The sequence below is a fragment of the Microbacterium sp. B24 genome (genome assembly GCF_000333415.1).
Classification (GTDB): domain Bacteria; phylum Actinomycetota; class Actinomycetes; order Actinomycetales; family Microbacteriaceae; genus Microbacterium.
Genome location: NZ_BADB01000167.1, coordinates 1 through 19,844 on the forward strand (window position 1 = coordinate 1; position 19,844 = coordinate 19,844).

The 19,844-nt window shown below is 71.6% G+C and carries 16 protein-coding genes and 2 pseudogenes; 11 read left to right on the forward strand and 7 right to left on the reverse strand.

Going from position 1 to position 19,844, the window contains the following annotated elements; all coding sequences use genetic code 11:
• Positions 1–58 precede the first annotated feature (58 nt).
• The 4 genes and pseudogenes from I5I_RS16260 to I5I_RS04160 form a co-directional block, all read left to right on the forward strand.
• A pseudogene (locus I5I_RS16260) lies at positions 59–346 on the forward strand (Mur ligase domain-containing protein); the annotation flags it as partial.
• A pseudogene (locus I5I_RS17440) lies at positions 346–453 on the forward strand (DUF6421 family protein); the annotation flags it as partial. The pseudogenes I5I_RS16260 and I5I_RS17440, both read left to right, overlap by 1 nt.
• Positions 446–1,120 (forward strand): SDR family NAD(P)-dependent oxidoreductase, encoded by a 675-nt coding sequence (locus I5I_RS04155; RefSeq protein ID WP_036316746.1) that lies wholly within the window; start codon positions 446–448, stop codon positions 1,118–1,120. The pseudogene I5I_RS17440 and the gene I5I_RS04155, both read left to right, overlap by 8 nt.
• 5 nt (positions 1,121–1,125) lie before the next feature.
• Complete coding sequence (locus tag I5I_RS04160) at positions 1,126–2,193, forward strand: threonine aldolase family protein (protein ID WP_036316748.1); 1,068 nt, start codon at positions 1,126–1,128, stop codon at positions 2,191–2,193.
• Between the two features lie 21 nt (positions 2,194–2,214).
• Here I5I_RS04160 and I5I_RS04165 read toward each other — a convergent pair whose 3' ends face one another.
• The 4 genes from I5I_RS04165 to I5I_RS04180 all read right to left on the reverse strand — a co-directional run bounded on the left by I5I_RS04165 (position 2,215) and on the right by I5I_RS04180 (position 7,091).
• A complete protein-coding gene (locus tag I5I_RS04165) occupies positions 2,215–4,152 on the reverse strand; it encodes a M3 family metallopeptidase (protein WP_036316749.1) in 1,938 nt (645 codons plus the stop codon).
• A gap of 42 nt (positions 4,153–4,194) precedes the next feature.
• The gene (locus I5I_RS04170) at positions 4,195–5,457 is read right to left on the reverse strand and encodes a DivIVA domain-containing protein (RefSeq protein WP_036316752.1); all 1,263 of its coding nucleotides are present in this window, start codon (positions 5,455–5,457) and stop codon (positions 4,195–4,197) included.
• A gap of 110 nt (positions 5,458–5,567) precedes the next feature.
• Complete coding sequence (locus tag I5I_RS04175) at positions 5,568–6,380, reverse strand: AlbA family DNA-binding domain-containing protein (RefSeq protein WP_239640012.1); 813 nt, start codon at positions 6,378–6,380, stop codon at positions 5,568–5,570.
• Between the two features lie 42 nt (positions 6,381–6,422).
• A complete protein-coding gene (locus I5I_RS04180; protein ID WP_036316754.1) occupies positions 6,423–7,091 on the reverse strand; it encodes an NUDIX hydrolase family protein in 669 nt (222 codons plus the stop codon).
• A gap of 94 nt (positions 7,092–7,185) precedes the next feature.
• On the opposite strand from I5I_RS04180, the gene I5I_RS04185 reads away from it, so the two are divergent.
• The 4 genes from I5I_RS04185 to I5I_RS04200 all read left to right on the forward strand — a co-directional run bounded on the left by I5I_RS04185 (position 7,186) and on the right by I5I_RS04200 (position 15,530).
• Positions 7,186–7,839, forward strand: coding sequence for an alpha/beta hydrolase (locus I5I_RS04185; RefSeq protein ID WP_036316767.1), 654 nt, complete (start codon positions 7,186–7,188; stop codon positions 7,837–7,839).
• Between the two features lie 264 nt (positions 7,840–8,103).
• Positions 8,104–9,777 (forward strand): ABC-F family ATP-binding cassette domain-containing protein, encoded by a 1,674-nt coding sequence (locus I5I_RS04190; protein WP_036316756.1) that lies wholly within the window; start codon positions 8,104–8,106, stop codon positions 9,775–9,777.
• A gap of 104 nt (positions 9,778–9,881) precedes the next feature.
• Positions 9,882–14,723 carry an ATP-dependent helicase gene (locus I5I_RS04195; protein WP_036316758.1) on the forward strand — a complete coding sequence of 1,614 codons (4,842 nt, stop codon included), beginning with the start codon at positions 9,882–9,884 and terminating at the stop codon, positions 14,721–14,723.
• Between the two features lie 33 nt (positions 14,724–14,756).
• Entirely contained in the window at positions 14,757–15,530 is a 774-nt protein-coding gene (locus tag I5I_RS04200) for a DNA-formamidopyrimidine glycosylase family protein (protein WP_036316760.1), read from the forward strand.
• 213 nt (positions 15,531–15,743) lie between these two features.
• Here I5I_RS04200 and I5I_RS04205 read toward each other — a convergent pair whose 3' ends face one another.
• Positions 15,744–16,406 carry a YitT family protein gene (locus I5I_RS04205; protein WP_036316769.1) on the reverse strand — a complete coding sequence of 221 codons (663 nt, stop codon included), beginning with the start codon at positions 16,404–16,406 and terminating at the stop codon, positions 15,744–15,746.
• Between the two features lie 89 nt (positions 16,407–16,495).
• On the opposite strand from I5I_RS04205, the gene I5I_RS04210 reads away from it, so the two are divergent.
• From I5I_RS04210 to I5I_RS04220, 3 genes are read left to right on the forward strand one after another with little or no spacing between them, the layout of a single operon-like run.
• Positions 16,496–16,903 (forward strand): UDP-3-O-(3-hydroxymyristoyl)glucosamine N-acyltransferase, encoded by a 408-nt coding sequence (locus I5I_RS04210; RefSeq protein ID WP_005050582.1) that lies wholly within the window; start codon positions 16,496–16,498, stop codon positions 16,901–16,903.
• A gap of 34 nt (positions 16,904–16,937) precedes the next feature.
• Positions 16,938–17,726 (forward strand): LysR substrate-binding domain-containing protein, encoded by a 789-nt coding sequence (locus I5I_RS04215; protein WP_083867929.1) that lies wholly within the window; start codon positions 16,938–16,940, stop codon positions 17,724–17,726.
• 50 nt (positions 17,727–17,776) lie between these two features.
• Positions 17,777–18,502: a glutamine amidotransferase-related protein gene (locus I5I_RS04220; RefSeq protein ID WP_036316761.1), complete on the forward strand. Its 726-nt coding sequence runs from the start codon at positions 17,777–17,779 to the stop codon at positions 18,500–18,502.
• A gap of 26 nt (positions 18,503–18,528) precedes the next feature.
• Here the strand turns inward: I5I_RS04220 and I5I_RS04225 are convergent, their stop codons facing one another.
• Complete coding sequence (locus I5I_RS04225; RefSeq protein ID WP_036316762.1) at positions 18,529–19,344, reverse strand: tryptophan-rich sensory protein; 816 nt, start codon at positions 19,342–19,344, stop codon at positions 18,529–18,531.
• A 65-nt stretch (positions 19,345–19,409) separates the two neighbouring features.
• Positions 19,410–19,757: a DUF3459 domain-containing protein gene (locus I5I_RS04230; RefSeq protein ID WP_036316763.1), complete on the reverse strand. Its 348-nt coding sequence runs from the start codon at positions 19,755–19,757 to the stop codon at positions 19,410–19,412.
• Between the last annotated feature and the right edge of the window lie 87 nt (positions 19,758–19,844).

The following is a 19,844-nucleotide window of genomic DNA, read 5'->3' on the forward strand; positions in this document are numbered from 1 at the left end:
ATTCGAGCTCGGTCCCGGGGATCCTCTAGAGTCGGCGTCGACCTAGACTTGACGAGCCATGATTCGACCCGACCTGAGCCTGCCCATCCCCGACGACATCACCGCCGCCCACTTCATCGGGATCGGTGGATCGGGCATGTCGGGGCTGGCCGGCATGTTCCTCGATCGGGGCATCCGCGTCTCCGGCTCCGACCGTGCCGACAGCGCCGCCCTGCGCGCTCTCGCTGCGCGGGGCGCTACGGTGCATGTCGGGCACGATGCGGCCAATCTCCCCGACGATGTCGACGCCGTGATCCACACGGGCGCGATCTGGCCGCAGAACCCGGAGTACGTGCTCGCGAAGGAGCCGTGCTGGACGACGAGTTCCCTCTGTCGATGTTCTTCGAGGCGCTCGACAAGAAGATGCAGAGCGTCATCGCCTCGACCACGGGCATCACGGGCCGCGATGGGTGACGGCGTGCGCGGGCGCTCGGTCATGATCGCCGGTGCGACGAGCGCGAGCGGGCACGCCGCCGCACGCGCGCTCGTGGCGGCGGGGGCGAACGTCATCGCGGTGGGGCGACGGGCGGACGCTCTGATCCCCCTCCGAGAACTGGGCGCCCGCACCGCCGTGTGCGACCTCGCCGACGAAGCGGAGGTCGCGCGCTTCGCGGCGACGCTCGCGGCGGACGGCGTCCGCCTCGATGGGCTGCTGCACCTCGTCGGCGGCTGGCGCGGCGGTGGAGGGCTGCGCGGTCAGACCGAGGCCGATTACCGAGATCTCGAGAGCGGACTGAGCGCCCTGCGGCACGTCACGAGAGCATGGTGGGACGATCTGCGTGCCTCCGCCGCTGCACGCGCGGCGATCGTGTCGTCCACGGCGGTCGCGCGTCCCCTGGCCGGCGGCGCGAACTACGCGGCCGTCAAGGCGGCCGAGGAGACGTGGGCGCGGGCGATGGCGCAGGGGTTCGCGAAGGACGCGCGCGATCGCTCGATGCCGCAGAGCGCGGCATCCGCCATCTTCCGCATCCGCGCGCTCGAGGGTCTCGAGGACGAGCTGGCCCGTGCGTTCGTCGGTCTGTGGGACCTCGACGCCGCCGCCGTCAACGACACGATCGTCGCTCTCGGCGCGTCGAACTAGATTGGATGTCCGTGACGACTCTCCACGACACCGCCGTGCGCGGCTTCGCCAGCGACAACTACTCGGGCGTCCACCCCGAGATCCTCGAGGCCATCGCCGCCGCCAATCACGGACACCAGATCGCGTACGGCGAGGACGCGTACACGGCCCGACTGCAGGAGGTGTTCCGCCACCACTTCGGTGCGGGCGTCGAGGCGTTCCCCGTCTTCAACGGAACGGGCGCGAACGTCGTCGGGCTGCAGTCGATGCTCCCACGCTGGGGTGCGGTGATCGCGGCATCCACCGCGCACATCAACGTCGACGAAGGCGGTGCTCCGGAGCGCGTGGCGGGGATCAAGATCCTGAACGTCCCCACCGACGACGGCAAGCTCACCCCCGAGCTCGTCGATCGCGAGGCCTGGGGGTGGGGTGACGAGCACCGCGCGCAGCCGCTCGTCGTCTCGATCACGCAGTCGTCCGAACTCGGAACCCTCTACAACCCCGACGAGATCGCAGCCCTCGCCGACCACGCGCACGCGCACGGTATGCGCCTGCACCTCGACGGCGCCCGGATCTCCAACGCGGCTGCGGCGCTCGACCTGCCGCTGCGCGCCTTCACGACCGATGTCGGCGTCGACGTGCTGAGCTTCGGTGGGACGAAGAACGGCGCGCTGGGCGGAGAGGCCGTGGTTGTCCTGAACCCGGATGCCGCGGAAGGACTTCTGTTCCTGCGCAAGCTCAACATGCAGCTGGCGTCGAAGATGCGCTTCATCTCCGCTCAGCTGGTGGCGCTGCTCGAGGGAGACCTGTACCTGCGCAATGCCCGCCACGCCAACGCGATGGCCCAGCGGCTTCGTGCCGGCGTCGAGGCGGGCATCGCCGACGGGTCGATCACGGGGGTGTCGTTCAGCCAGCCGACGCAGGCCAACGGCGTGTTCGCGGTGCTGCCGGACGGTGTCGCCGACACCCTCCGTGAGAGCTTCCGCTTCTACGACTGGGACGCGGCGAAGAACGAAGTCCGCTGGATGTGCTCCTTCGACACGTCCGAGGACGACGTCGACGCGTTCATCGCGGAGCTCGCCCGCCTCACCTGAGACCCGCGCTCTTGCCGCCGGTCAGGCGCCCGCGAGCCATTCGCGGTAGGCGTCGAACGAGGAGGGCCGCCCCAGGAAAGCCTCGACGAGCGCGGTCGCGTCCCGGCTGCCGCCGGGCTCGAGGATCTCACGACGGTAGCGGGTCGCCGCCTCGGCATCCATGAGGTCGCCGCCGAAGCCCGAGAGCAGGTCGCGCGCGATCACGAGGCTCCACTGGTACGTGTAGTAGCAGGCGCCGTACCCCGTGAGATGCCCGAATCCGGCGTACGAGTGCAGCCCGCGCAGCGGCTGCACGGGGCTCGTCGAGGCGTACCAGTGCTCGGTGGCCGCCTGCAGGTCCGCCGGACGGTCGACGTGCAGGTGGTAGGAGACGTTGGCGTGACCGAGCTGACGGCGCACCTCCAGTGCGCGGCCGAACCCGTCGGCGACGCGCATCTTGGCGACGAGGTCGGCCGGGATCGGCTCGCCGTCGGCGTTCGCCGTGAAGGATGCGAGGACCTCGGCATCCCACGCCCACTCCTCCAACAGCTGACTCGGTGCCTCGACGAAGTCCCACTCCGTGGCGACCCCCGAGAAGCGCACGAAGCGCTGGGCGCCGCCGAGGATGTCGTGCACGAGGTGACCGAACTCGTGGAAGAACGTGACGACCTCGTCGTGGGTCATCAGCCCGCGCGCGAAGTTGCACAGCAGCACCGCCTCGGGCAGCACGCGTCCCGTCACGCCGGGCGCGAGGGGGAAGCACGCGGCGTGGTTGTACTTGCCGTCGCGCGGATGCAGGTCGAGGTGGATGCGTCCGAGCCGCTCGCCGCGGCGGATCACGTCGTAGGAGCGCACGTCGTCATGCCAGGCAGAAATCTCGACGGGAACGTACTCGACGTCCAGCAGTCGCGCGGTCGTGTCGAGCACGCCCGGCAGCACGCGGTCGAACGAGAAATACGAGCGCACCAGCTGGGCGTCGACGTCGTGACGCTCACGCCGCAGCGCGCTGAGAAGGTAGAAGAAGTCGGCGATGGTGACCTCGGTGGCCGACGGGTCATCCTGTCGCAGCCGCTCGAGCAGCGCGGGGTACTCACCCGCGGCGGCGGCGGCCGACGCATCGTCGAGACGCGCGAGGAACTCCGCGATCGCCGCACTGCCGCCGTCGGGGCGTCCGGCGCCGATCATGCGGGTCTCGGTTTCGTAGTCGGCCCAGTCTCGGTAGCCGAGCAGCTGCGCCCGCTCGGCGCGGACCGCCAGCAGTTCGGCGAGCACCGCGTCGTTCGCCGGCCACGCGAGGTCGTTGTAGGCCGCGACGAGCGCCGCGCGGGTCGCGCGGTCGGTCGCGTATTCTCGCACCGGCATGAGGTCGGTGTACTCGGTGGTGAGCACGATCAGTCCGTCGTCGTCCACGGGATGCGCGTCGATGAAGTCCTGCGGCAGACCCGCCAGAGCCTCGGGCGCGACACGGACCTCCCGCCGCCCGTCGCGGATGTTGCGCGAGAACTCGAGGCTCAGCTCCGTGTCGCGGTCGGTGAGCACGCGCACGCGATCGCGGTCGTCCGGAGGAAGGGCGACGCCCCCGCGGCGGAAGTCGCGGCGCACCTCGGCGAGCAGGCGCATCTGGTCGGCGTCGAGATCCTCATCGGTCAGCGCCTCGAACGCGGCGAAGAGCTTCGCGTCGAGAAGCCGGGATGCCGAGAGCGCCTCGAGCGCCTGCACCTGGGCTTCCGCGACGCGGCGCACCTCGGCATCCGGGTGCGCCTCACTCAGGAGATAGGCCTCGCACGTGGCCTGACGCAGCGCCAGGTCGGCGTCGTTCCACAGATCCAGGCGCGTCGCGGCATCCATCTCGTCCGCCGCGCCGACGAGGCGGGCGTCGACATCGGCGACGAGGGCGACAGCGGCGGCGGGGCGTCCGGACGCGAATGCCGCCCAACCGTCGGCGTCGGTCGGGAAGACGAGGGGCTCGATCGAGGTCATGCTCCGAGCCTACGTCGGGCCCGCGACGTCACCGATCGGCGATCACTGCGGCGCGTGATCGTCGTCGATCTCCTCGGCACCGGGTACCGACGCGGCCTCGACGCCGTCGGCCGCCGCCGCCTCGGTGCGCAGCAGTTCCTTGACCTCGGACATGAAGCTCGTCAACTGCTGCTGCTGCCAGCGCAGCGCCCGCGCGCGGTCTTCGGCGTCGCGCAGCACGCTCTGCGAATGCCCGGTGACGGTGTCGATGATCTTCTGCGCCTTGACGCTCGCGCGATCCAGGATCTCGCGCGACCGCAGCCGGGCGTCGGCCTCGTGCTGCTGAGCCTGGGCGCGCATGAGCTTGTCGAAGTCGTCGGCCTTCGCCGTGATGCGCTGCGCGTGCTCCAGCGATGCGGCGACCTGGTCGTTGGCGTCCTGCGTGATGCGCTCGGCGTGCGCGACGGCCTGGTTGTGCAGCATCAGGAACTCCTGCTGGGCATCGTCCTGCCGGCGGCTCAGGGCCTCCTCGAACTCGAGTGCGCGCAGGCGCTGCTCGCGCACCGCGTCCTCCGCCTCCGCGCGGAGCTGCTCCGTCTCGCGCGAGACGAGAGCACGCAGGGCCGCGGCGCCCTTCTCGGCTTCGGTGCGGATGGCAGCGGCCTCCTGTTCGGCCTGGGCGACCTTCTCGGCGGCGTGCGCCGCTTCGCGCTCGAGCTGGGCGGTGTGCGCCGTCAGCTCGGTATCGATCGTCAGTCTCGCCTGTGCGGCATCCGTCGCCGCCTGGGCGCGCACCGTCTCGATATCGGCGTGAGCCGCTGCGCGCTGCGCGGCGATCTCCTCGCGGGCGACCTGGAGAAGACGCTCCGCCTGCACGCTCGCGTTCTTGATGATCACGGATGCCTGGTCCTCCGCGACCCGCAGCACGTCCTCGAACCGCTCGCGTTCGTGGGAGGACTCCGCGGCGGAGCTCACGAACTCCGCCGAGAGGGTCTGCACCTTGTCCTCTGCGTTGTCGGCACGCGCGGACTGCACCGCGAGGTCGCTCTCCAGCTGCGCGACGCGCGCCTGGAGCCGCGCGAGCTCGTCGGTGCGCTCGTGCTCCTGCTGCTGCGCGGTCTCGAGCTGACGGGTGAGCGCGTCGGCGTCGGCGCGGCGGGCGTCGGCGTCGGCCATCAACGCCGCGAGCGCGGCATCCACGGCGGCGCGGTCGTAGCCGCGGAAGACGGTGGGAAACGACGCCGCGTCCCCGTCCGATCGGGACTCGTGCGACCCCGACATGAGGTCGTCGAAGGCGGACTGGTCGGACTCGTGGCGGTCGGTCATGGCAACACTCCGAAGCGGCGCCCGCCCCGGCGGGCGCGGCGGCATGTCACCGACTCGGGCGTGCCGGCACGCGAATGATATCGGAGAAGTCGATCGTCACGGTGTCGTCGTCAGCGACGCCCGAGCAGAAGATCGGTGAGGGTGGGCCGGAAGTGCCGGGCGACGTAGGTCACGGCTTCGTCGACGCCGAACGCGCGGGTCGAGTTGCCGACCCGCACCCACAACTCGGTGCCGCCGCCCTGGGCGACGAAGACGGGCTCGGGCGCTCGCGGGCAGCGTACGGCGCAGACCGTGGCGCCGTCGACCTCGGCGAAACGGATACGCGGCATGGCAGCGGCGTTCTTTCCGAGACTCGCCGTCAGCATGTCGCGCAGCCAGAGCTCGAACCGGTCGGCGTCGGGGGTGCGGAGGGTCGCGAAGTCGCGATCGAGACCATGCACGCGGCCGTCGTCGTCGACGCCGATGAGCAGTGTTCCCCCGGAACTGTTGAGGAAGGCGGCGACGGTCTTCGCGACCACCTGCTCCATCCGCGCGTCCTTCTTGTCGTCACGGACGTTCCAGCGCGCGGTCTCCTTGAACTCGACGCGGTCGCTCTCGCCCTTCTCCAGGAGCGCGGCGACGTCGATGGCCCCGTCGCGGCGCAGCAGCGCCGCCACGCCGGCGACGAGGAACGACAGCCCGAGGCTGCTGCCGGCCGACAGCAGCAGTGCGGTCGGCATCCACAGTCTCAGCCCGACGAAGAACCACCCCGCCAGGAAGAGCCCCAGGCTCACTCCCAGCAGCGACACGATCGTCATGACCGACAGCGGCAGGGAGAGCCGGGCACCGAAGAGGCGACGCAGCACCCAGGCGATCACGAACGACAGCAGCAGCGCCAGCGGCAGCGCGCCGGCGACCTCGACGAGCATCTCACTGCGGGGCACGGTGATCACCTGGGTTCGAGAGTCGGTTCGGCGGCGGGGCGGTCAGCGCAGCGCGCCGACGCTGGCGAGAGCCAGACGGATGAGCGTCGAGCGCCCGCCCTCCATCTCGGCGGCCAGGGCGTCGGACGACGCCTCCTCGGGGGTCATCCACGTGACCTCCAGGGCATCCTGGCGCGGCTCGCACGTCCCGGTGACCGGGATGACGAACGCCAGCGACACCGCATGCTGACGGTCGTCGTGGAAGGCGCTGACCCCGGGCAGGGGGAAGTACTCGGCCACCGTGAACGGCACCGGTTGCGGCGGGAGCTGCGGGAACGCCATCGGACCGAGGTCGTTCTCGAGATGACGGAAGAGGGCGTCGCGCACCGTCTCGCCATAGCGCACCCGCCCCGACACGATCGACCGGGTGATCTCCCCCAGCGGCGTCGCCCTCAGCAGCACGCCGACCTGCGTCACCGCACCCACGCCGTCCGTGCGCACCGGCACCGCCTCGACGTAGAGGATCGGCAGCCGCCGACGGGCCTCGGCGAGCTCGACGTCGCTCAACCAGCCGGGGTTTCCGGCGCTTTCCGGAGCCGGCGAGCCGAACGTGCCGTCGCCGAGGGGGTGCCCGGGACGACCGGCCCCTCCCCCGAAGCCGCGCAGCGGGTCGCGAGGGGTCCCGTCGTCGTCGCGTTCGTTCGGATCGGGGTCGGGGGTGCGAACGGCCATGCCTCCATGTATACCCGCACCGCCGCCCATGGCGCGTCCGCGGCGTCGGCCGGGCGACGACGCGAGCGTCGACACCTCCTGCGAGGATGGGGTGATGAGCGCGATCGCGATCGACGACGGGGCCGTCCTCTGGTCCGAAGGCCCCGAGGCGCGAAGCGGCAGACCCGTGCTGCTGCTCCTGCACGGCTACGGCTCGGACGAGCGCGACCTGTTCGGGCTCGCTCCGTTCCTGCCCGACGCGTTCGTGCTGGCCGCCGTCCGCGCGCCGTTGGCTCCGCCGTTTCCCGCCCCCGGCTGGTCGTGGTACCCGATCGAGGGACTCGACGGACGCTCGAGCACCGCAGTGACGGACGCCGCCGACGCCCTGATCGCGTGGCTCGATCGGACGACGGATGCCGAGACGATCGGCATCCTCGGTTTCTCCCAGGGCGCCGCGGTCGCTCTGCAGGCCCTGCGCCTGCGCCCCGAACGGTTCGCGTTCGTCGTGAACCTCGCCGGCTATGCGGACCCGACCCCCCTTCCGGGCGACGGGACGCTCGCCGAACGCCGCCCGCCGGTCTTCTGGGGACGGGGCGCCCGCGACGAGGTCATTCCGCCGGCCGCGGTGACCCACACGGTGCAGTGGCTGCCGGAGCACGCGACCTTGAGCGGTCGCGTCTATGCCGGGCTGACCCACAGCGTGTCGCAGGAGGAGCTCGACGACGTCCGCGTCTTCCTCGAGAAGCAGCTCGCCGCCGCGGAGGGCTGAGCCGGCTGTGGCCTTCGGAGGGCGGGTGCGTTAGGCTGTCGGCGTTCCTGTCCCGACCGTGAGGAAGACCGTTGAAGGGTTTCGACGCCGCGCTGTGATTGCGCGCTGAGACGTCGATCCCGCCGTCCCTCTTCGGAACCCGGGTTCTCGACGCGTCGGCGCATCCTTATCCGCGCCGGCCGTCGACCCCCTCCCGTCGTCCCGGGAACGGTGTCGTGCGCGCCCGCGCTCCGACACTGTTCCCGTCACCGACAGGAGGCACCCATGCCCCACGCTTCTCCCGCGGTCGTGCTCGACCGCGTCACCTTCACCTGGCCGGACGGCACCGTCGCTCTCGACAGCGTCTCCGGAGCCTTCTCCGATGTGCGCACCGGACTCATCGGACGCAACGGCGCCGGCAAGTCCACGCTGCTCGGCCTCATCGCGGGCACCCGCGTCCCGGCATCCGGCACCGTCTTTCGCAGCGGCACCGTCGATGTGATGCCCCAGCGGGTCCCCGAAGACACCCGCGTCGCCGCTCTGCTGGGCGTCGACACGTCCCTGGATGCCGTGCGCGCCATCGCCTCCGGCGACGTCGACCAGCGTCACTTCGATGCCGTCGGCGACGACTGGGACGTGGAAGCGCGGGCCCAGGCCGCGCTCGCCGAAGCGGGCCTGCCCGCCGACGCGCTCGACAGACGCGTCCGCGCCCTCTCCGGCGGCGAAGCCGTGCTCGCGGCGCTGGTCGGAGTGCGGCTGCGCGGTGCACCCATCGCGCTGCTGGACGAGCCCACCAACAATCTCGACCGCGATGCGCGGGCGCGGGTATACGAGCTCGTACGGAGCTGGCGGGGCACGCTCATCGTCGTGAGCCACGACACGGCACTGCTCGAGCAGATGGACGAGACGGCCGAGCTCTACGGCAGTGCGCTGACGACGTTCGGCGGTCCGTACTCCGCGTGGCGCGCAGCCCATGAGGAGGAACAGGCCGCCGCACGGCAGGCCGAGTCGGCCGCTCGCCAACAGGTACGACGCGAGAAGCGCGACCGCATCCACCAGGACCAGGTGCTGGCCACCCGGACGGCGGTGGGCAACAAGGCGTACGCAGAGAAGCGCGTGCCGAAGATCATCATGGGAGCCCGCAAGCGCTCGGCACAGGTGTCCGCCGGGCGGCTTCGCATCGAGGCGCGCGACAAGGAGATGGAGGCGAGAGCCGTGCTCGACGCCGCCGAACGTCGCGTGCGCGACGACGAGTCGGTGCACATCGACCTCCCCGACCCCGGCGTCGCCGCGGGCCGGCGGATCGCGACGATCGGTGACGGCGAGCGGTCGTGGGTCATCCAGGGCCCGGAGCGGGTCGCGCTGATCGGTCCGAACGGAGCAGGCAAGACGACCCTCCTCGAACGGCTCGTCTCGAGTGGCTCGGTGTCGTCGGAGCACGACGACGTGCACAACTCCGCCTCAACCGCTGCCGCCGGCGGTGCCGGTGGTCCGGAGGGCCCGCCCAGGCGGAGTCCTGTACACGCGACCGCCCACACCGACCGCGTCGGGTACCTGTCGCAGCGGATCGACCGACTGGATGAGGAGGCGGCGCCGCTGGAGAACCTGCGCCGCGCCGCACCCGGCGTCGGCGACGTCGAGCTGCGCAACCGTCTCGCACGGTTCCTGCTCCGCGGGGCCACGGTGCTGCGCCCGGTGTCGGCGCTGTCGGGCGGTGAGCGCTTCCGCCTCGCGCTGGCATGCCTCGTGATGGCCGAGCCGGCACCGCAGCTGCTGGTGCTCGACGAGCCGACGAACAACCTCGATCTCGACACGGTCGACCAGCTCGTCGCCGCGCTGTCGGCGTTCCGCGGCGCCGTCGTCGTGGTCAGCCACGACGACGGCTTCCTCGGGAGGATCGATCCCGACCTCGTGCTCGAGCTGCGGGAGGGGGTGCTGGCCGAGGTCGCGTCCGGCTGATCCGGCCCTCGGGGCGGCGGGCGCGCTCCGCCGCCCCGACGCGTCGGTGTTCGCCGCGCGCGAGCGCGACCCCGCGTGTCGGAGGTCCGCGCGATGATGGAGCGATGGCCGATGTGCTTGAGCGGTTCGGTCCTGCGACCCAGGACTGGTTCCGCGGCGCCTTCGCCCAGCCCACGAGCGCTCAGGCGGGGGCGTGGGATGCGATCTCCGCCGGCAAGCACGCCCTCGTCGTGGCTCCCACCGGCTCGGGCAAGACCCTCTCGGCGTTCCTCTGGGCCATCGACCGCGTCTTCCGTGAGAAGGCTCCGGCGCCGCGAGCGTCCGAGGCGGCGGAAGACCCCGCTGCGCCCAAGCAGCCCGCTGCCGCCCAGCAGCCCCCTGGCTCCCGGAAGAAGGCGGCGAGGAAGAAGGATGCCGCCGGCACGCGCATCCTCTACATCTCTCCGCTCAAGGCGCTCGGCGTCGACGTCGAGCGCAACCTCCGCTCGCCGTTGGTGGGAATCGGGCAGGCGGCGAGGCGCCTCGGCATCCCGCTCCCCGAGGTCACCGTCGGCGTGCGCTCGGGAGACACTCCGGCCGCCGATCGCCGCCGACTCGTCACTGACCCGCCCGACATCCTCATCACGACGCCCGAGTCGCTGTATCTGATGCTCACCTCGCAGGCGGCGGCGACGTTGCGCGACGTGCACACGGTGATCGTCGACGAAGTGCACGCGGTCGCGGCGACCAAGCGCGGCGCTCACTTGGCCGTCAGCCTCGAACGACTCGACGCGCTGCGTCGCGGCGACGACCCCGAGCGCGCGCCCGCGCAACGCGTGGGGCTCTCGGCCACCGTGCGCCCCATCGACGAGGTGGCGCGCTTCCTCGGCGGCTCCGCGCCGGTCGAGATCGTCGCCCCGCGTGCGACGAAGGCGTTCGATCTGCGCGTCGTGGTGCCGATGAGCGACATGCTCAACCCTCCCCCACCGCCGGAGCGGACCGATCCCGACGCGGAGGCGGCGGCGGATGCCGAGGGCGACGGCGACTGGTTCACGCCGTCGCAGCCGTCCGAGGTCACCGGCTCGGTCTGGCCGCACGTGGAGGAGGCCATCGTCGACCGCGTCCTGGCGCATCGCTCGACGATCGTGTTCGCGAACTCGCGGCGTCTCGCCGAGCGCCTCACGGGGCGCCTCAACGAGATCTACGCGGAGCGGCTCGGGCTCGATCTGCCCGCGCAGACGGTTCCGGCCGCCACGATGGCCCAGGCGGGAGCGAGCGCCGGAGCCCCGCCGGAGCTGGCGAAGGCCCACCACGGCTCGGTGTCGAAGGAGCAGCGCGCCCAGGTCGAAGACGAACTGAAGCGCGGCATCCTGCGCTGCGTCGTCGCGACGAGTTCGCTGGAGCTCGGCATCGACATGGGCGACGTCGATCTGGTGATCCAGGTCGAGGCACCGCCGTCCGCCGCCTCGGGACTCCAGCGTGTCGGACGGGCGGGCCATCAGGTGGGCGAGGTGAGCCGGGCCGCACTGTTCCCCAAGCACCGCGGCGATGTCCTCCACACCGCGGTGGTGACCGAACGCATGCTCGCGGGCCAGATCGAGGCGATCAGCGTGCCGCAGAATCCGCTCGACATCCTCGCGCAGCAGACGATCGCCGCGTGCGCCGTCGGGCCGGTGGACGTCGAGGGCTGGTTCGAGACGGTGCGGCGCTCGGCGCCCTTTCGCACGCTGCCCCGCTCGGCCTACGAAGCGACGCTCGACCTGCTGGCCGGCAAGTACCCGTCCGACGAGTTCGCCGAGCTGCGTCCCCGCGTCGTCTGGGACCGCGATCACGGCACCCTCACGGCGCGCCCCGGTGCCCAGCGCGTGGCCGTGACGAGTGGCGGCACGATCCCCGACCGCGGCCTGTTCGGCGTCTTCGTCGCCGGCGAGACGCGAAACGCCCGGGTGGGCGAGCTCGACGAGGAGATGGTCTACGAGTCGCGCGTGAACGACGTGTTCACGCTCGGCACCACGAGCTGGCGCATCGTGGAGATCACGCACGACCGCGTCAACGTCCTGCCCGCGTTCGGTCAGCCGGGAAAGCTGCCGTTCTGGCACGGCGACGGGCTCGGCCGGCCCGCCGAGCTGGGCGAAGCCCTCGGCCGGTTCTCGCGTGAGGTGGCGGGAGCGGATGCCGAGAAGGCGACGGCGCGTCTGCGGGAATCGGGCCTCGACGACAACGCGATCGGCAACCTGCTGGCCTATCTCGACGAGCAGAAGGAGGCCACCGGAAGCCTCCCGACCGACCGCACGCTGACCGTCGAGCGCTCGCGCGACGAGGTCGGCGACTGGCGGATCATCTTGCATTCCCCGTACGGCATGCATGTCCACGCCCCGTGGGCGCTGGCCGTCAATGCGCGCATCCGGGAGCGGCTGGGCGTCGAGGGCTCGGCGGTCGCCAGCGACGACGGCATCATCGCGCGGGTGCCGGATGCCGAGAGCGAGCCGCCCGGCGCAGAGCTGTTCGTCTTCGAGCCGGACGAGCTCGAACAACTCGTCACCGACGAGGTCGGCGGCTCGGCGCTGTTCGCCTCCCGCTTCCGCGAGTGCGCCGCACGCGCGCTGCTGCTGCCCCGTCTGAACCCGAACAAGAGGTCGCCGCTGTGGCAGCAGCGCCAGAAGTCGGCCCAGCTGCTGGAGGTGGCCAAGAACCACCCGACGTTCCCGATCATCCTCGAGACGCTGCGCGAAGTCCTCCAGGACGTCTACGACCTCCCTGCGCTGCTGCGCATCGCCCGCTCCATCGGCGACCGCCGGATCCGGCTGGTCGAGACCACCACGAGCACCCCCTCGCCGTTCGCCCGCGATCTGCTGTTCGGCTACGTCGGCGCCTTCATGTACGAGGGCGACTCGCCCCTCGCCGAGCGTCGCGCGGCCGCTCTTTCGGTCGACCCCGCCCTGCTCGGCGAGCTGCTCGGCAAGGTCGAGATGCGCGAGTTGCTCGACCCGGCCGTGATCGCGCAGTTCGAACGCGAGGCACAGCGGCTGGACCCGTCGCGGCGCGTGCGCGGGCTGGAGGGCGTCGCCGACCTGCTGCGCCTTCTCGGACCGCTCGACGCGATCGAGGTCGCGGCGCGACTGGCCCCACCGGCTGCGCAGTCGCAGGACGCGTCTGCGGGTGTGGCACCGTCCCCGACGGATGCCGAGAGCGACGCGGGCACGCACGGCGCGGCATCCGCTTTCCTCGATCAGCTCGTTGCGGCACGTCGGGCGATCCGTGTGAGTGTCGGCGGTGTCGAGCGGGTCGCGGCCATCGAGGACGCCGGGCGGCTCCGCGATGCTCTGGGCGCCGCGCTGCCCGTCGGCATTCCGCTCGCCTTCCTCGAGCCCGTCGCCGACCCCCTCGCCGACCTCGTCGCGCGCTACGCGCGCACCCACGGCCCGTTCCGCACGGCCGACGTCGCACGGCGGCTCGGCGTCGGCGGCGCCGTCGCCCGCCAGGCGCTGCAACGGCTGGAGTCGCAAGGGCGCGTGGCGAGCGGCTTCTTCCTGCCCGAGGGGGCCGCACCGCGATCGATGGCCGACGACGAGGGCGTTTCCCGCGCCGGCATCGACGACCTGGAATGGTGCGACAGCGAGGTGCTGCGACGTCTGCGCCTGCGCTCGCTCGCCGCGATCCGCGGCACCGTCGAACCCGTGGCGCCGGCCTCGTACGCCCGCTTCCTCCCCGCCTGGCAGCACATCGCGGGCGCGGCCGGCGGACGCCCGCTCGAAGGTGTCGACGGCGTCCTCGCCATCATCGAGCAGCTCGCGGGCGTACCGCTTCCCGCCAGCGCGTGGGAGTCGTTGATCCTGCCGCTGCGGGTGAGCGACTACACACCGGCGATGCTCGACGAGCTCACCTCGACCGGCGACGTCGTCTGGTCGGGTCACGGCTCGTTGCCCGGCCGCGACGGGTGGATCGCCCTTCACCCCGCCGACACCGTGGCCCTCACCCTCACCCCGGCGGAAGACCCGGAGGCACCCTCCGACACGGAGCAGCGCATCATCGAAGCCCTCCGCGCCGGCGGCGCGTTCTTCGCCGGTCAGCTGGCAGCGATGACGCAGGCGACCAGCGAGCAGGCGGTCATCGATGCGCTCTGGAACCTCGCCTGGACGGGACGGGTGACCAACGACACCTTTGCGCCCGTTCGCGGTCTGCTCGCCGGAGGCTCGCAGGCGCATCGCACCGCGAGACGTGCTCCCCGCGCCCGCATGTTCCGGGGGACCTCCATCCCCACGACCCTGGCCGCCACGCGCACCGCCGCACCGCGCGCGCCGATGGCCGGCGGACGATGGTCGCTGCTGCCCGAGCCGTCTGCCGATGGCGCGCTGCGGGCGACGGCCTCGGCGAGCCTGCTCCTGGAGCGCTACGGCGTCGTGACGCGCGGCAGCGTGCAGGCCGAGGGCGTCCCCGGAGGGTTTGCACAGGCCTACCGCGTGCTCGCCGGATTCGAGGATGCCGGGCACTGCCGCCGCGGCTACTTCATCGAGAAGCTCGGGGCCGCGCAGTTCGCGGCATCCGCCACCGTCGATCGCCTCCGTGAGTACGCCGCTCTCGCCGACCCGCCGCCGCGTCGCGCCGTCACGCTCGCGGCGACCGATCCGGCGAACCCGTACGGCGCCGCACTGGCCTGGCCGGCGCTCGACGGCGTCTCGCATCGTCCCGGGCGCAAAGCCGGCGGACTCGTCACGCTGGTCGACGGCGAGCTGGTGTTCTACCTCGAACGCGGCGGCCGGTCGGCGCTCGTGTTCAGCGACGACGACGAGGTGCTGGCCGCCGCTGCCGCCAGCCTGGTGGCCACGGCGCGCACCCATCGCCTCGACACGCTCACGGTCGAGCAGGTGTCCGGAGCGTTCGTGTACGGCACCGCGTCCGGGCGCGCCCTGCAGAGCGCAGGCTTCGTCGAGTCCAGCCGTGGCCTCACCCTGCGACGGCAGCGATGAGGCGGCTGCCCGCGCGCTCGTCGGGAGCCGCTCATGCCTGAGGGCGACACCGTCTTCCGCACGGCGCGGCGGTTGCACGAGGCGCTCGCCGGTGCCGAGGTCGTCCGGTTCGACCTGCGGGTGCCACGCCACGCCACGGCCGATCTGACCGGCGAGGTGGTGCACGAGGTCGTGCCGCGGGGCAAGCATCTGCTGATGCGCATCGGCGGGTTCACCCTGCACTCGCATCTGAAGATGGAAGGGCGCTGGATGGTGTTCGGGCGCGGCGAACGCTGGCGGGCTCCGGCCTACCAGGCCCGCGCGATCGTCGGCACCGCGGCCGTCGATGCCGTGGGCTTCGAGATCGCGATGGTCGACCTCGTCGCCACCGCCGACGAGGACCAGCTGGTCGGCCACCTCGGTCCCGATCTGCTCGGCCCGGATTGGGACGCCGAGGAGGCGGCACGGCGCATCCTCGCCGACGAGCGGGCCGTTCACGTCGCGATTCTCGATCAGCGCAACCTTGCCGGATTGGGAAACGAGTACGCCAACGAGCTGCTGTTCGTCCGCGGCATCCTTCCCACCACGCCGGCCGCCGCCGTGGATGCGGCCCGGCTCGTCGAGACGGCCGCGCGGATGATCCGCGCCAACCGCGATCGCGCGTCGCGGACGTTCACCGGTGACACCCGTCCCGGTCGGCAGAACTGGGTCTACCGCCGAGAGCGCAAGCCGTGCCTGCGCTGCGGCACGCCGATCCGCCGCACCGAGCTGGGTGCCACGCAGACCAGCGAGCGCATCGTGTTCTGGTGCCCCCGCTGCCAGAGCTGACCGCGCCCACTCGCCCCGTGCCGCCAGCCCGGCGGCACGGCCACCACGTCGGCGCCTGCCAGCGCGCCGCAACAGAATCGGATCAGCGCAACAGAATCGGATGCCGCGGCATCCGCTCCTCCGCATCCGTTGCCAGACTCCGCATCCGGTGCGGCGCGGGCCACCAGCCACGCGGCGCACGCCGGCCCGGCGGCGACGGAAGATGCCGCGGTGTCAGCGGCCGAGGTAGCGGCCCGGGCGGTGGTTGAGGGCGAGCACGAGGTTGAGGAGGATCGCGCCGACGGCGCTCATCACCACGTTCGGCCAGGGGACCACCAGCAGCGCGAGCGCCACGATCAGCACGTCGAAGATCATCATCGTCCACCCCGCGCGGAAACCGGTGCGGTCCTGGATCTCGAGGCCGACGATGTTGATGCCGCCGACGCTGCCGCGGTGGCGGAAGAGGATCAGTACCCCGACACCGGCGAGCAGGTTGCCCGCGAGGGTGCCGTACAGCGGCTGGAGACCGCTGATCGGGAAGAGCGCGTCGTGCAGCGGGGCGAGCCCGGAGACCAGTGCGATGCAGACGATCGTGCGGATCGTGAAGTCCCAGCCGCGCCGCCACACGGCGAGCAGCGCGAACGGCAGGTTGACGGCGGCGAACAGGATCCAGAACGGCCACCCCGTGGCATACCCCAGCAGCAGCGAGAGACCGGCGGTGCCGCCCGTGACTGCCCCGGCCGCGTGCAGCAGGTGCAGCCCCAGGGAGACCAGGAACGTTCCTGTGAGGATGCCGAGAATGTCCTCCGCGACCGAGTGATCTTGGGTCTTGGCTTCGAAGACAAGGGTGGGACCGGTCGTCGGGTCGGGGTCCGCGGGGATGGTCACGGCATCCATCTTCGCAAGGCGCGTGCGACTCGTCGTCATCGGACCGGCCGTGGGAATGATCCGGCGGTCGCCACCGTTGCGGATACCAGGAGGGATTCGTGGGTAAGAACTACATCGACATCGAAGACGAGCGTGGGCAGACGCTGCGCTATCGCAAGCACGTCAACGGCCGCGGCCTGATCGCCAACGGCGCGAAGGTGCACGCCTCGGCGCTGGTCGAAGCGGGCGCGTATGTCGAACCGGGCGCGCAGATCGCCGCGGGTGCTCACATCGGCCGCGGCGCGTGGATCGAACCGGATGCCGTGATCGGGCCGGACGTGGAGATCGCCCCGCACGCGCACATCGGATCGGGCGCCGCGATCGGCCCTCGCGCCAAGATCGGCGTTCGCACCGTGGTCGGCGCGCACGCCCGCGTGGCGGGCGGATCGCTCATCGGCGACGATGAGCAGATCGCCGACGGCGAGCGCGTCGCCACGGATCGCCGAGGCCTTCGCCTGGCCGCCTGAGCTCTCTCACCCTCGGCGGGATACGCTGGCCTGCATGGCCGGACGCGGAACGGGAGGAACGGGCGGGCGACCCGGCAGGCCCGCGCGGCCCTCGGCATCCGCTCGCCGCTCGCCTCAGAAGAGTGGGACGAAGAAGGGCGCTGCCGGCACGGGCGGGGCGCCGAAGGGCGCGAGACCGAGACCGGCAACGTCGACGGCGCCCGAACCTGCGCGCGGCCGCTTCCGCCTCGGCGCGATCGAAGGCGCCACTCCGGGAAAATGGATCGGCACCTGGCGTGAGCGGATGCCGCACGTAGCCCTCGAGCTCGCGCCGTTGAGCATCGCCGACCAACGGCAGGCACTGACGACGGCCACGGTCGACGCGGCTCTCGTGCGCCTGCCGATCGATCGCACCGACCTGCACGTCATCCGCCTGTACGACGAAGTGCCCGTCGTCGTCTGCGCGGCCGACTCCCATCTCACCGCCGCGGACGAGTTGACCCTCGCCGATCTGAGCGGAGAGGTGATCATCGTTCCGCAGCATCCGCCCCTGGAGCTCGAGGTGCCAGGCGGCGAGACCCCTCGCTTCGCTGCGCCGGACACCGTCGCCGACGCCATCGCGATCGCGGCATCCGGCGCGGGAATCGTGATCGTCCCCATGTCGCTGGCGCGGCTGCACCACCGGAAGGATGCCGCGCACCGCCCGCTCACCGACGGACCGACCTCGAGCATCGCTCTGGCGTGGCCGGCCGCTCCGGCGACGGGCCCGGACGCCACGGCCGCTGCGTTCGTCGAGACCTTCATCGGCATCGTCCGCGGGCGCACCGCCAACTCGTCGCGGTGAGCGACGTCACACACCTGCCCCGTCGAAGCACGCCCGCCTAGACTCTCGACATGTCTCCCCTCGTCTACGTGTGCGCCCGCCCGCAGCAGGGTGCGGCAGCGGCCGAGTACGAATCATTCCGTCAGGCGATGCGCCTGGACGAGAACGAGTTGGAACGCTGGGATCTCGTGCGCGACCCGTGGCCCGCCGATGCGGCCCGACGCTGGCGCGGCGCCGTCGTGGGCGGCAGTCCCTTCAACGTGACCGATCCCGAGTCAGCCAAGACCGATGCGCAGCGACGCCTGGAGGGCGACCTCGCCCACCTGGCGCAGGCCGCGGCATCCGGCGAGACCGCCGCACTGTTCACGTGCTACGGCATCGGCGTCGCGACGCGCGCGCTCGGCGGCGAGGTGACCCGGGCGTACCCGGAGGACACCGGACCGACCACGGTCACACTGACCGCGGACGCCCAGCAGGATCGCCTCTTCGGGGGTCTCGCGTCGACGTTCGCGGCACTGACGGCGCACAAGGAAGGCATCGGGCGCCTCCCCGAGGGCGCCGTGCTGCTGGCGACCAACGACGCCTGCCCCGTTCAGGCCTATCGGCTCGGCGAAACGCTCTACGCGACCCAGTTCCACCCCGAACCCACCGGCCGGGCGTTCACCGAGCGCATGGCCGTCTACCGCGACGACGGCTACTTCGCAGCGAACGACTTCGATCGCATCGCCGCGCGGGTGCTCGCCGCGTCTCTCACCGAGCCGGTGCGGATCCTCCGCGCCTTCTCGCAGACGTTCTGAGCGGGCCTCGCCCGCACCCGCACCGTTCAGTCGCCGATCGTCGCGGCCACCGCCCGACGCCGCAGGGCCGCGGCGACGGCGGCGATCAGGATGACCGCGGCCACGATGAAGGCGGCCGTGGCGACCGCCGGCGCGAGCGGCTCACCGCTGCTGCGCGCCACACCGATCCACACGAGCCCCCACGACATCGCGAGCGCCGGAGTGATGCGCCCGCCGGTGCCGAACGCGATCGCGATGCCGACGAGGGCGACCACCACGAGCACGATCACCCCCCAGAGCTGCTGAGCGTCGGCGTCCATCGGCGCGACGACCTCAGCGGCCAGCCACGCCGTGATGTTCGCGACGGTGGCCAGGCTCACCCACCCGAGATGGATGCCGACGGTCGCGTCCATGAACAGGCGATCGCTCCACGTCTCGGCCGGCGTGTGGACGAGGACGCGCAGCGTCGCCCCCAAAGCCACCAGGAGCAGCACGATCGCGAGCACGGTCAGCGGAAGGGTGAGGAACTGTGCCGTCAACAGCCACGCGCCGTTCAGCACGGCGGTGACGGCGATCCACCAGCCGGCGCGGCGCTGACGCTCCCGCGCGCGCTGGCCCGGCAGCGCCTGCCAGATCGTGTACGCGATCATCAGCACGTAGACGACCGACCAGATCGAGAAAGCCGGCGTCGCCGGCGCGAGCACGGTGGCATCGGCATCCAGCGCCCCGCCCTGCAGCTCACGCACATTGGTGCCGCCGAACAGCCCCGTGCCCACCATCGCGGCGATGATCATGAAGACCACCGTGGAGATGACCACGATCTGGCGCAGAAGGTCGGTTCCGGTCGGGCGCGAGTCGTCCATGCCATCGAAGGTATGCACGGATGCCGTCGCGCGCCAGACCCTTGACACGTGCGGCGCCGTCGGGATCAGAGCGACGGCGCCTGCTCCCGCGCACCGACGACAGCGGCGGAATCGGCCGAGAGCACGAGGGGTCCGGCATCCGTGCGCTGTTCGTGCGCCGTCGTCGCGAGCCAGATCTCGCGGCCCACGAGCTCGACGGTCCACGGCTCGGGCGAGAGGTTCACGTACACCGACGCGGTGTCGCGGTGAAGGATCCATCGTCCGTCGCCGACGCTCTCGGCCGCATGGCCCCGTTGGTCGGGATCGGTCAGCTCCGGCCGGGCGAGGATCTCGGGGTCGCGGGAGTGATCGCGCTTGCGACCCAGCTTGGGGGTGGGATCGACGTCCTCATCGGCGAGGGTGGTGTCCGTCATGGGAAACAGTCTAGTTCAGGAACCGGCGTGTTCAGGAACTGTGCGGTTTCGGAACTCGGACTCTAGAGGATCCCCGGGACCGAGCTC

What these genes read in the sequence shown, in the direction of transcription:
- I5I_RS04155 (WP_036316746.1), top strand. Translation starts at nt 446, where the DNA reads ATGGGTGACGGCGTGCGCGGGCGCTCGGTCATGATCGCCGGTGCGACG.
- I5I_RS04160 (WP_036316748.1), top strand. Translation starts at nt 1,126, where the DNA reads ATGTCCGTGACGACTCTCCACGACACCGCCGTGCGCGGCTTCGCCAGC.
- I5I_RS04165 (WP_036316749.1), bottom strand. Translation starts at nt 4,152, where the DNA reads ATGACCTCGATCGAGCCCCTCGTCTTCCCGACCGACGCCGACGGTTGG.
- I5I_RS04170 (WP_036316752.1), bottom strand. Translation starts at nt 5,457, where the DNA reads ATGACCGACCGCCACGAGTCCGACCAGTCCGCCTTCGACGACCTCATG.
- I5I_RS04180 (WP_036316754.1), bottom strand. Translation starts at nt 7,091, where the DNA reads ATGGCCGTTCGCACCCCCGACCCCGATCCGAACGAACGCGACGACGAC.
- I5I_RS04185 (WP_036316767.1), top strand. Translation starts at nt 7,186, where the DNA reads ATGAGCGCGATCGCGATCGACGACGGGGCCGTCCTCTGGTCCGAAGGC.
- I5I_RS04190 (WP_036316756.1), top strand. Translation starts at nt 8,104, where the DNA reads ATGCCCCACGCTTCTCCCGCGGTCGTGCTCGACCGCGTCACCTTCACC.
- I5I_RS04195 (WP_036316758.1), top strand. Translation starts at nt 9,882, where the DNA reads ATGGCCGATGTGCTTGAGCGGTTCGGTCCTGCGACCCAGGACTGGTTC.
- I5I_RS04200 (WP_036316760.1), top strand. Translation starts at nt 14,757, where the DNA reads ATGCCTGAGGGCGACACCGTCTTCCGCACGGCGCGGCGGTTGCACGAG.
- I5I_RS04205 (WP_036316769.1), bottom strand. Translation starts at nt 16,406, where the DNA reads ATGGATGCCGTGACCATCCCCGCGGACCCCGACCCGACGACCGGTCCC.
- I5I_RS04215 (WP_083867929.1), top strand. Translation starts at nt 16,938, where the DNA reads ATGGCCGGACGCGGAACGGGAGGAACGGGCGGGCGACCCGGCAGGCCC.
- I5I_RS04220 (WP_036316761.1), top strand. Translation starts at nt 17,777, where the DNA reads ATGTCTCCCCTCGTCTACGTGTGCGCCCGCCCGCAGCAGGGTGCGGCA.
- I5I_RS04225 (WP_036316762.1), bottom strand. Translation starts at nt 19,344, where the DNA reads ATGGACGACTCGCGCCCGACCGGAACCGACCTTCTGCGCCAGATCGTG.
- I5I_RS04230 (WP_036316763.1), bottom strand. Translation starts at nt 19,757, where the DNA reads ATGACGGACACCACCCTCGCCGATGAGGACGTCGATCCCACCCCCAAG.